This is a genomic window from Streptomyces sp. UG1 (assembly GCF_049974585.1).
In the GTDB taxonomy this organism is placed as follows: Bacteria; Actinomycetota; Actinomycetes; order Streptomycetales; family Streptomycetaceae; genus Streptomyces.
The window spans coordinates 106,606-117,242 of the sequence record NZ_JBNGGG010000042.1 but is presented as its reverse complement, the minus strand read 5'-3'; the positions used below and the strand labels follow the sequence as shown (position 1 = coordinate 117,242).

The window sequence follows — 10,637 nt, the reverse complement described above, 5'->3', positions numbered from 1 at the left end:
CCCCCCCCCCCCCCCCCCCCCCCCCCCCCCCCCCCCCCCCCCCCCGCCCCCCCCCCCCCCCGCCCCCCCCCCCGCCCCCCCCCCCCCCCCCCCCCCCCCCCCCCCCCGCTCCGGGTTCACACAGTCGAACGTCCGACGGACCGTCAGACCTCCACCACCACAGGCAGAATCATCGGCCTGCGTCGGTACGTGTCCGAGACCCACTTGCCGAGGGTTCGACGCACCAACTGCTGGAGCTGGTGCGGTTCGACCACGCCGTCCTGGGCCGACCGCTCCAGGGCCTCCGTGATCTTCGGGATGACGTCCCCGAAGGCGGAGTCCTCGATGCCGGAGCCGCGGGCCTGGATGTGCGGGCCGCCCGTGATCTTGCCGGTGGAGGAGTCCACCACCACGAAGACCGAGATGATGCCCTCGTCGCCGAGGATCTTGCGGTCCTTCAGCGCCGGCTCGCCCACGTCACCGACCGACAGGCCGTCGACGTAGACGTATCCCGCCTGGACCTTGCCGGAGATCTTCGCCTTGCCCTCGATGAGGTCGACGGCGACGCCGTCCTCGGCGATGACGATGCGGTCGTGCGGGACGCCGGTCAGGGCGCCCAGTTCGGCGTTGGCGCGCAGGTGGCGCCATTCGCCGTGCACCGGCATCAGGTTCCTCGGGCGGCAGATGTTGTAGAAGTACAGCAGCTCGCCTGCCGAGGCGTGGCCCGAGACATGGACCTTGGCGTTGCCCTTGTGGACGACGTTCGCACCCCATCGGGTCAGGCCGTTGATGACGCGGTAGACCGCGTTCTCGTTGCCGGGGATGAGGGACGAGGCGAGGATCACCGTGTCGCCCTCGACGATGCGGATCTGGTGGTCGCGGTTGGCCATGCGGGACAGGGCCGCCATCGGTTCGCCCTGGGAGCCCGTGCAGACCAGGACCACCTCGCTGTCCGGGAGGTCGTCCAGTGTCTTGACGTCCACCACGAGGCCCGGTGGGACCTTCAGGTAGCCCAGGTCTCGCGCGATGCCCATGTTGCGGACCATCGAGCGGCCGACGAAGGCGACCCGGCGGCCGTATTCGTGAGCCGCGTCCAGGATCTGCTGGATGCGGTGGACGTGGCTGGCGAAGCTCGCCACGATGACGCGCTTGCGGGCGCCCGCGAAGACCTGGCGCAGGACGTTGGAGATGTCGCGCTCGTGCGGGGTGAAGCCCGGGACCTCCGCGTTCGTGGAGTCGGCGAGGAGGAGGTCGATGCCTTCCTCGCTCAGCCGTGCGAACGCGTGCAGATCGGTCAGCCGGTTGTCCAGCGGGAGCTGGTCCATCTTGAAGTCGCCCGTGTGGACCACCAGGCCGGCGGGGGTGCGGATCGCCACGGCCAGGGCGTCCGGGATGGAGTGGTTGACCGCGACGAACTCGCAGTCGAAGGGGCCGATGCGCTCGCGGTTCCCCTCTGCCACCTCGAGGGTGTAGGGGCGGATGCGGTGCTCCTGGAGCTTGGCCTCGATGAGGGCGAGGGTCAGCTTGGAGCCGATCAGCGGGATGTCCGGCTTCTCGCGCAGGAGGAAGGGGACCCCGCCGATGTGGTCCTCGTGGCCGTGGGTGAGGACGATGCCCTCGATGTCGTCGAGGCGGTCTCTGATGGACGAGAAGTCCGGCAGGATCAGGTCGATTCCGGGCTGCTCCTCCTCGGGGAAGAGCACTCCGCAGTCGACGATCAGCAGGCGGCCGCCGTACTCGAAGACCGTCATGTTCCGGCCGATCTCGCCGAGGCCGCCGAGTGGGGTGACCCGCAGGCCGCCCTCGGGGAGCGGCGGCGGCGGGCCGAGTTCAGGATGCGGATGACTCAAAAGACTCTCCTCACCACGCGCGCCACGTACCGGTCGGGCACGTGGCGCGCGTGACGTTCGTGCAGAAGCAGTTGTCGTTGTGTGTGCTGTGCAGGCACCGGTGGCCCGCTTATTCAGTTGTGGAGTCCGTTTGCGCGCCGGGCGCGCGAAGTCTGGTGTTAGAGCTGTACCCCGCCTGCGGCAAGATCGATCTTGAGCTGCTCGATCTCCTCTGGGGAACACTCGGCCATGGGGGCGCGCAGTGGTCCGGCGGGCAGGCCCTGGAGGGCGAGCGCGGCCTTGGTGGTCATGACGCCCTGGGTGCGGAACATGCCCGTGTAGACCGGGAGCAGCTTCTGGTGGATCTCCGTGGCCTTCTGGACGTCGCCGGAGACGTACGCGTCCACCAGCGCCCGCAGGTCGGGGGTGACCACGTGGCCGACGACGGAGACGAAGCCGACCGCGCCCACGGAGAGCAGCGGCAGGTTCAGCATGTCGTCGCCGGAGTACCAGGCGAGGCCGGAGCGGGCGATGGCCCAGCTCGCCCGGCCGAGGTCACCCTTCGCGTCCTTGTTGGCGACGATGCGCGGGTGCTCGGCGAGGCGGACGATCGTCTCGGTGTTGATCGGGACGCCGCTGCGGCCGGGGATGTCGTAGAGCATCACCGGCAGCTCGGTGGCGTCGGCGATGGCCTTGAAGTGCCGGTACAGGCCCTCCTGCGGGGGCTTGTTGTAGTACGGCGTGACCACCAGCAGTCCGTGTGCGCCCACCTGCTCCGCGGTGCGGGCGAGCTCGAGGCTGTGGTGGGTGTCGTTGGTGCCGACGCCCGCCACGACATGGGCCCGGTCGCCGACCGCCTCCAGCACCGCTCGTACGAGGTCCGCTTTCTCCGCATCGCTGGTGGTGGGGGACTCGCCGGTGGTGCCGTTGATGATCAGGCCGTCGTTGCCTGCGTCCACCAGGTGCGTGGCGAGCCGCTGTGCGCCGTCGAGGTCGAGTGCGCCGTCCGCCGTGAAGGGCGTGATCATGGCGGTGAGGACCCGCCCGAAGGGGGTCTGCGGAGTGGAGGTCGGAGCCATGGGTTACACGCTACTCGTTGCGCCCGGCCTGGTCTGCCCTCGGGGGGTGCGGGAAAGTCAGGACAAATGTGGAGCCCGGCACTGCCTGCTCGGGGGTTCAAGCAGTGCCGGGCCCGTTTGATCAGGCTAGATGAACTTCTCTAAATGCCGCAATACGGACACTTCATGAGGCTGAACCATGCCCCCGTGCCCGGGTTGCGTTACGGCGCCACGCGGCCGTTCGCATTGAAGGCGGCGTACGTCAGCGGCATGAGCCTGGCCCACTCCGCCTCCATCTTCTCGCCGACCATCTCGATCTCCCGCTGCGGGAAGGACGGCACCTTGGCCAGCTCGTGCTGGGTGCGCAGGCCGAGGAAGTGCATCAGCGAGCGGGCGTTGCAGGTGGCGTACATGGAGGAGAACAGGCCGACCGGGAGGACGGCGCGGGCGACCTCGCGGGCGACGCCGGCGGCGAGCATCTCCTGGTAGGCCTCGTAGGCCTGCCGGTACGAGTCCTCCATGACGCGGCCGACCAGCTCCTGCTGGGCCTGGGTGCCCTCGACGAAGACGTACTTGCCCGGGCGGCCCTCCTGGACCAGCTTGCGGGACTCGTCCGGGACGTAGAAGACGGGCTGGAGCTCCCGGTAGCGGCCGCTCTCCTCGTTGTAGGACCAGCCCACGCGGTGCCGCATGAACTCGCGGAAGACGAAGATCGGGGCGCTGATGAAGAAGGTCATCGAGTTGTGCTCGAAGGGGCTGCCGTGCCGGTCGCGCATGAGGAAGTTGATCAGCCCCTTGGAACGCTCCGGATCCTTGCTCAGCTCGTCCAGGGACTGCTCCCCAACGGTCGACACACGAGCCGCGAACAGGACGTCGGAGTCTGCCGCGCTGTGCTTGACCAGTTCAACGGTGACATCGCCGCGGAGGTCGATCTTGAGTTCGTCGTCGGGGGTCACGATTCGGAGGGTCCTTCCCATCACATCACTTGGCGACGCCACTCTACGGCCCACCAAACGGGACGATCACGATCGTGACCGAGTGAAGTTGGCGAAACCGGGCACCTTTTGGGGCACTCGCTCGTCTGTGTTGGTGATGGTCGTTCATACGATCCCGAAGATCCCGACGATCCCGAGAGGAGACGTTCCCCGATGTTCCGTCGGCGCGAGCCCGTCCCGTTCGCCTTCCTCGCCGAGGCCGACAGGTTCCGCAGCAATGTCGCTCCCCCGCCCCGTGAGCGGGCGTCCGCCGGTCAGATAGCCGGACGCTGGCTGCTGGGGCTCACCATCGTCGCCGGTCTGGTCGGCTCGCTGGTGGTCGGCATGCCGGCGCTGTCCACGGACACCGCCACGCAGACCCAGCCGTCGCAGGCGTCCCAGGGGCACTGACCTCTCCCCCACAGCCCGAATGGCGTGAGAGGCACCCCCATGGCCCCCCGCGGGTGGTGAGCGGGCACTCAGGTCGATAGCCTCACCGGGCACAACCCATGCATGGATTGAGTGAGGACCAGCCGTGCCCCTGCCCTTCCTGACGGCCGACCGCGCGTTCGAGGCTGCCGACGACGTCGCGCTGCCCTTCGACGACCACGACCGCTGGCGGCGTCCCTACCGTCCCGGGCCGTGGCGGGTGGGCATGGCGGCGCTGGGGCTGCTGCTCGCCTCGTTCGTGCTGTTCGCGGCGGTCATCATCGCCCTGACCGGCACGGTCAACGAGGCGGCCGTCATCTTCGGCATCGCGCTCGCCGTCATCGCCTGTGCCCTGCGGCTGCTGCGCGCGGGTGTGTGGGTGAGCGCGCGCGGGCTGCGCCGGGTGAACTTCCTGGTCACGCGTACGGTGCCCTGGGAGCAGGTCGTCGCGGTGCGGACGGTGCAGCAGCCGGTGCGCTGGCTGGGGTTGCCGCGCACCGTGCAGGGGCAGGCGCTGATGCTCGTACGGCAGGGTCGGTCGGCGGATGACATGCCGACGCTGATGACCACGCACAACGCGGACTTCCTGGCGCGGGTCGCGGCGTTCGACCGGGCGGCCGACGCGATCGAGGCGTGGGCGGCGGAGAATACGCGCGGCTGATCGAGACGGAGTGCCGAAGGGGCCGGTCCGAGGTGAGAGCGGGCCGGCCCCTTCGGTGTACGGATCGAGCGGCTGCGTACGGATCCGGCGGATGCCGTACGGCTCAGGCCGCCACGATCGGCCGGACCTCCACGGTCGGCTCAGACCTGCGCGGTCTTGCCGTCGTGCAGCGCGATGGCCCGCTGCATCGCCTTGCGTGCCCGCGGGGTGTCGCGGGCGTCGTGGTAGGCGACGGCGAGGCGGAACCAGCTTCGCCAGTCGTCGGGGGCCGCTTCCGTCTCGGCCTTGCGGCTGGCGAAGACCTCGTCGGCCGAGTCGCGGTCGATGCGGCCGCTGGGGGTGCGCTTCAGCTCGTCGACGGGCAGGCCGCCCTCGGCGTCGAGCTGGGCGGCGAGGGCGTTGGCCCGGCGGACGAACTGGGTGTTCTTCCACAGGAACCACAGCCCGATGACCGGCAGGATCAGCACCGCCACGCCGAACGTGACGGTCAGGAGCGTGCCGGACTGGATGAGCAGCACGCCACGGCTGCCGACCAGGACGAAATACACGACCAGGACGGCGGCCGTTATGGCGTAGGAGATCTTCGCGCGCATGTTCTCGGGGCCTCGTGTCAGCCCAGGTCCAGGAAGTGCTCCAGGCCGAAGGTCAGGCCCGGAGTGGTCACCACGCGGCGCGCGCCGAGCAGGATGCCCGGCATGAAGCTGCTGTGGTGGAGGGAGTCGTGGCGGATGGTGAGGGTCTCGCCCTCGCCGCCGAGCAGGACCTCCTGGTGGGCCAGCAGGCCGCGCAGGCGGACCGCGTGGACCGGCACCCCGTCGACGTCCGCACCGCGCGCGCCGTCCAGGGCGGTCTCCGTGGCGTCCGGGGCGGGGGCCGTGCCGGCGGCGCGGCGGGCCTCGGCGATGAGCTGGGCGGTGCGGGTGGCGGTGCCGGAGGGGGCGTCGACCTTCTTCGGGTGGTGCAGTTCCACCACCTCGACCGACTCGAAGTACGGGGCGGCGATCTGCGCGAACTTCATCGTCAGGACGGCCCCGATGGAGAAGTTCGGCGCGATGAGGACGCCGGTCTCCGGGGAGGCGGACAGCCAGCCCTTGAGCTGCGCGAGGCGCTCGTCGGTCCAGCCCGTCGTGCCGACGACCGCGTGGATGCCGTGGTTCACGCAGTAGTCGAGGTTGGCCATCACCGAGCCCGGCGTGGTCAGTTCGACGGCCACCTGGGCGCCCGTCTCCGCCAGGGTCTCCAGCTTGTCGCCCCGGCTCAGGGCGGCGACCAGCTCCATGTCCTCGGCGGCCTCGACCGCCCGTACCGCCTCGGAGCCGATCCGGCCCTTGGCACCGAGGACCGCCACGCGCAGCTTGCTCATGTCTTCTTGCTTCCTTACGTCGGATCTTCCGAGGGCGGAGAGGTCAGGCGACGGCGTCGTGCAGGCGGGAGGCCTGCTTGTCCTTCAGCGGGCCGATGACCGACAGCGAGGGCCGCTGGCCCAGGATGTCGCGGGCGACCGAGCGGACGTCGTCCGGGGTCACCGACGCTATCCGGGTCAGCATGTCGTCGACGGACATCTGCTCGCCCCAGCACAGCTCACTCTTGCCGATGCGGTTCATGAGCGCACCGGTGTCCTCAAGGCCGAGGACGGTGGAGCCGCGGAGCTGGCCGATGGCACGGTCGATCTCGTCCTCGGGCAGGCCGTGTTCGGCGACGTGGTCGAGTTCGTCGCGGCAGATCTTCAGCACGTCGTGGACCTGCGAGGGCCGGCAGCCCGCGTACACGCCGAACAGGCCGCAGTCGGCGAAGCCCGAGGTGTACGAGTACACGCTGTAGGCCAGGCCGCGCTTCTCGCGGACCTCCTGGAACAGGCGGGAGGACATGCCGCCGCCGAGGGCGGTGTTGAGGACGCCGAGTGCCCAGCGGCGCTCGTCCGTGCGGGACAGGCCGGGCATGCCGAGGACGACATGGGCCTGCTCGGTCTTGCGGCCGAGGAGCTCGACACGCCCCGCGGTGCGCAGGGCGCGGTGTCCGTCGCGCGGGGCGATGGGGGTGGCGGCCGGGTTCTTCAGGGCGCCCGCCTTCTCGAAGGCCGCGCGGACCTGTCGTACGACCTTGTTGTGGTCGATGTTGCCGGCGGCCGCCACGACCAGGTGCGTCGGGTCGTAGTGCTTCTTGTAGAAGCGGCGGATGCGGTCGGCGGTGAGGGCGTTGACCGTGTCGACGGTGCCGAGGACCGGGCGGCCGAGGGGGTTGTCGCCGAACATGGTGTGCGCGAACAGGTCGTGCACGCAGTCGCCCGGGTCGTCCTCGGTCATGGCGATCTCTTCGAGGATGGCGCCGCGCTCGACGTTGACGTCCTCTTCGAGTATGAGCGAGCCGGTCAGCATGTCACAGACGACGTCGATGGCGAGCGGCAGGTCGGTGTCGAGCACGCGCGCGTAGTAGCACGTGTACTCCTTCGCCGTGAAGGCGTTCATCTCGCCGCCGACCGCGTCGATGGCGGACGAGATGTCCAGCGCCGACCTGCGGGCGGTGCCCTTGAAGAGCAGGTGCTCCAGGTAGTGCGTGGCGCCGTTCAGGGCCGGGGTCTCGTCGCGGGAGCCGACGTGGGCCCAGATGCCGAAGGTGGCGGAGCGGACCGAGGGCAGGGTCTCGGTGACGATGCGCAGGCCGCCCGGGAGGGTGGTCTTGCGGACGGTGCCGATGCCGTTCTCGCCCTTGATGAGGGTTTGGGTACGGGCGACGGCCCGCGCCTCCGAGGAGGTGCGGGCCGTCGCCGTGGAGCTACTCGACGTCACTTGTCGGCGTCGTCCTTCTTGTCGGCGTCAGCTTCTTCGCCCTCGATCACCGGAACGAGGGAGAGCTTGCCGCGGGAGTCGATCTCGGCGATCTCGACCTGGACCTTCTGGCCCACGCCGAGGACGTCCTCGACGTTCTCCACGCGCTTGCCGCCGGCCAGCTTGCGGATCTGCGAGATGTGCAGCAGACCGTCCTTGCCGGGGAGCAGGGAGACGAAGGCGCCGAAGGTGGTGGTCTTGACGACCGTGCCCAGGTAGCGCTCGCCGACCTCGGGCATCGTCGGGTTGGCGATGCCGTTGATCGTGGTGCGGGCGGCCTCGGCGGACGGGCCGTCGGCGGCGCCGATGTAGATGGTGCCGTCGTCCTCGATGGTGATCTCGGCGCCGGTGTCCTCCTGGATCTGGTTGATCATCTTGCCCTTGGGGCCGATGACCTCGCCGATCTTGTCGACCGGGATCTTCACGGTGATGATCCGCGGCGCGTTCGGGGACATCTCGTCCGGGGTGTCGATCGCTTCCATCATCACGTCGAGGATGTGGAGGCGGGCGTCACGGGCCTGCTTCAGGGCGGCGGCCAGGACGGAGGCCGGGATGCCGTCCAGCTTGGTGTCGAGCTGGAGGGCGGTCACGAACTCCTTGGTGCCGGCGACCTTGAAGTCCATGTCGCCGAAGGCGTCCTCCGCACCGAGGATGTCGGTGAGGGTGACGTAGTGCGTCTCGCCGTCGATCTCCTGGGAGATCAGGCCCATGGCGATACCGGCGACCGGGGCCTTCAGCGGCACACCGGCGTTCAGCAGCGACATGGTGGAGGCGCAGACCGAGCCCATGGACGTCGAGCCGTTGGAGCTCAGCGCCTCGGAGACCTGGCGGATCGCGTAGGGGAACTCCTCGCGCGTCGGCAGGACCGGGACCAGGGCACGCTCCGCGAGGGCGCCGTGGCCGATCTCGCGGCGCTTCGGAGAGCCGACGCGGCCGGTCTCACCGGTGGAGTACGGCGGGAAGTTGTAGTTGTGCATGTAGCGCTTGCGGGTCACCGGGGAGAGGGTGTCCAGCTGCTGCTCCATGCGGAGCATGTTCAGGGTGGTGACGCCCAGGATCTGGGTCTCGCCACGCTCGAACACGGCGGAGCCGTGGACCCGCGGGATGGCCTCGACCTCGGCGGCCAGGGTGCGGATGTCGGTGACACCGCGGCCGTCGATGCGCTTCTTCTCCTTGATGACGCGCTCGCGGACCAGGGTCTTGGTCAGCGAGCGGTACGCGGCGGAGATCTCCTTCTCGCGGCCCTCGAACTCCGGCAGGAGCTTCTCGGCGGCGAGCGCCTTGACGCGGTCCAGCTCGGACTCGCGCTCCTGCTTGCCGGCGATGGTCAGCGCGGAGGCGAGCTCCGGCTTGACGGCGGCGGTCAGGGCCTCGAGGACGTCGTCCCGGTAGTCCAGGAAGATGGGGAACTCGGCGGTCGGCTTGGCGGCCTTCGCGGCGAGGTCGGCCTGGGCCTTGCACAGGACCTTGATGAAGGGCTTCGCTGCCTCCAGACCGGCGGCGACGACCTCCTCGGTCGGGGCCTCGGCGCCACCCTGGACCAGCTTGATGGTTCCCTCGGTGGCCTCGGCCTCGACCATCATGATCGCGACGTCGCCGTCCTCCAGGGTGCGGCCCGCGACGACCATGTCGAAGACGGCGTCCTCGAGCTCGGTGTGCGTCGGGAAAGCCACCCACTGACCGCGGATCAGCGCGACGCGGACGCCGCCGATCGGGCCGGAGAAGGGCAGACCGGCGAGCTGCGTGGACGCGGAGGCGGCGTTGATCGCCACGACGTCGTACAGGTGGTCGGGGTTGAGCGCCATGATCGTGGCGACGACCTGGATCTCGTTGCGCAGGCCCTTCTTGAAGGACGGGCGCAGCGGGCGGTCGATGAGGCGGCAGGTGAGGATCGCGTCCTCGGAGGGGCGGCCCTCGCGGCGGAAGAAGCTGCCGGGGATCTTGCCGGCGGCGTACATCCGCTCCTCGACGTCCACCGTGAGGGGGAAGAAGTCGAGCTGGTCCTTGGGGTTCTTGGAGGCGGTGGTGGCCGACAGCACCATGGTGTCGTCGTCCAGGTACGCCACGGCGGAGCCGGCGGCCTGCTTGGCCAGGCGGCCCGTCTCGAAGCGGATGGTGCGGGTGCCGAAGGAACCGTTGTCGATGACGGCTTCGGCGTAGTGGGTCTCGTTCTCCACTAGCGTTTTCTCCGTTACTTTTCGTCTTTTGTCCTGATCCGCCCGTGTGGCGGAGGGACGTGGGCGGAGAAGCGCTCCGTCTGGTGCGGGCCGGTCTTCGATCGAAGCACCCGGGGTTCGCATCGCCCGGGGGCCACTACCGAGGACCGGCGGCGGCGAGGTGCACTTCTCCTCGTGTCACTGCGTTGTGCTACCACACTACAAAGCGGGTGTGACACTCCGCACGTTTCCGTACGCACAGCAAAGGGTCCGTACGTACGGCAAAGGGAGCGGCCCCCGATCCGTTCGGGAACCGCTCCCCTCATGGCGTCCTACTTGGCGCCCGCCGCACCGCGGCGGATGCCGAGGCGGTCGACCAGCGTACGGAAGCGCTGGATGTCCTTCTTCGCCAGGTACTGCAGCAGGCGACGGCGCTGACCGACCAGGATCAGCAGACCACGGCGGGAGTGGTGGTCGTGCTTGTGGGTCTTGAGGTGCTCGGTCAGGTCGGAGATCCGACGCGACAGCAGAGCGACCTGGACCTCGGGGGAGCCGGTGTCACCCTCCTTGGTACCGAACTCGGACATGATCTGCTTCTTCGTAGCGGCGTCGAGCGACACGCGTACTCCTCGTGAGTCTTCTTCTTGCCACCGAGTGCCCCTGGTCTTCATCTCAGGGGAGCTTCCATGACTCGGGAGGCGGGGATCCGCTGGGCGCTGCCCCCAG

Annotated in this window: 10 protein-coding genes; 2 read left to right on the top strand and 8 right to left on the bottom strand. The window is 69.3% G+C overall.

The window, feature by feature from the left end; genetic code table 11:
* Positions 1-143: 143 nt before the first annotated feature.
* The 3 genes from ACP4J3_RS38380 to thyX form a co-directional block, all read right to left on the bottom strand.
* Positions 144-1,829: a ribonuclease J gene (locus tag ACP4J3_RS38380; RefSeq protein ID WP_426540958.1), complete on the bottom strand. Its 1,686-nt coding sequence runs from the start codon at positions 1,827-1,829 to the stop codon at positions 144-146.
* A gap of 158 nt (positions 1,830-1,987) precedes the next feature.
* Positions 1,988-2,887 (bottom strand): 4-hydroxy-tetrahydrodipicolinate synthase, encoded by a 900-nt coding sequence (dapA, locus tag ACP4J3_RS38375; RefSeq protein WP_426540957.1) that lies wholly within the window; start codon positions 2,885-2,887, stop codon positions 1,988-1,990.
* A gap of 200 nt (positions 2,888-3,087) precedes the next feature.
* Positions 3,088-3,843, bottom strand: coding sequence for an FAD-dependent thymidylate synthase (gene thyX / locus ACP4J3_RS38370; RefSeq protein ID WP_426540956.1), 756 nt, complete (start codon positions 3,841-3,843; stop codon positions 3,088-3,090).
* A 171-nt stretch (positions 3,844-4,014) separates the two neighbouring features.
* On the opposite strand from thyX, the gene ACP4J3_RS38365 reads away from it, so the two are divergent.
* Entirely contained in the window at positions 4,015-4,251 is a 237-nt protein-coding gene (locus ACP4J3_RS38365; RefSeq protein ID WP_426540955.1) for a hypothetical protein, read from the top strand.
* Positions 4,252-4,375: 124 nt separating this feature from the next.
* Positions 4,376-4,930 (top strand): hypothetical protein, encoded by a 555-nt coding sequence (locus tag ACP4J3_RS38360; protein ID WP_426540954.1) that lies wholly within the window; start codon positions 4,376-4,378, stop codon positions 4,928-4,930.
* Positions 4,931-5,070: 140 nt separating this feature from the next.
* Here ACP4J3_RS38360 and ACP4J3_RS38355 read toward each other — a convergent pair whose 3' ends face one another.
* The 5 genes from ACP4J3_RS38355 to rpsO form a co-directional block, all read right to left on the bottom strand.
* Positions 5,071-5,523 (bottom strand): hypothetical protein, encoded by a 453-nt coding sequence (locus tag ACP4J3_RS38355; protein ID WP_426540953.1) that lies wholly within the window; start codon positions 5,521-5,523, stop codon positions 5,071-5,073.
* A 17-nt stretch (positions 5,524-5,540) separates the two neighbouring features.
* Positions 5,541-6,293, bottom strand: coding sequence for a 4-hydroxy-tetrahydrodipicolinate reductase (dapB, locus tag ACP4J3_RS38350; protein ID WP_426540952.1), 753 nt, complete (start codon positions 6,291-6,293; stop codon positions 5,541-5,543).
* Positions 6,294-6,336: 43 nt separating this feature from the next.
* On the bottom strand, positions 6,337-7,716 hold the full coding sequence (locus ACP4J3_RS38345) for a M16 family metallopeptidase (protein WP_426540951.1): 1,380 nt from the start codon (positions 7,714-7,716) through the stop codon (positions 6,337-6,339).
* Positions 7,713-9,932, bottom strand: a complete 2,220-nt coding sequence (locus tag ACP4J3_RS38340) for a polyribonucleotide nucleotidyltransferase (RefSeq protein WP_426540950.1) — start codon at positions 9,930-9,932, stop codon at positions 7,713-7,715. The genes ACP4J3_RS38345 and ACP4J3_RS38340 overlap by 4 nt, the downstream gene beginning before the upstream one ends.
* Positions 9,933-10,243: 311 nt before the next feature.
* Complete coding sequence (gene rpsO, locus ACP4J3_RS38335; RefSeq protein WP_059415298.1) at positions 10,244-10,531, bottom strand: 30S ribosomal protein S15; 288 nt, start codon at positions 10,529-10,531, stop codon at positions 10,244-10,246.
* Positions 10,532-10,637: the final 106 nt, after the last annotated feature.

Coding starts and splice junctions, on each gene's coding strand:
- ACP4J3_RS38365 (WP_426540955.1), top strand. CDS start 4,015: ATGTTCCGTCGGCGCGAGCCCGTCCCGTTCGCCTTCCTCGCCGAGGCC.
- ACP4J3_RS38355 (WP_426540953.1), bottom strand. CDS start 5,523: ATGCGCGCGAAGATCTCCTACGCCATAACGGCCGCCGTCCTGGTCGTG.
- thyX (WP_426540956.1), bottom strand. CDS start 3,843: ATGGGAAGGACCCTCCGAATCGTGACCCCCGACGACGAACTCAAGATC.
- dapB (WP_426540952.1), bottom strand. CDS start 6,293: ATGAGCAAGCTGCGCGTGGCGGTCCTCGGTGCCAAGGGCCGGATCGGC.
- dapA (WP_426540957.1), bottom strand. CDS start 2,887: ATGGCTCCGACCTCCACTCCGCAGACCCCCTTCGGGCGGGTCCTCACC.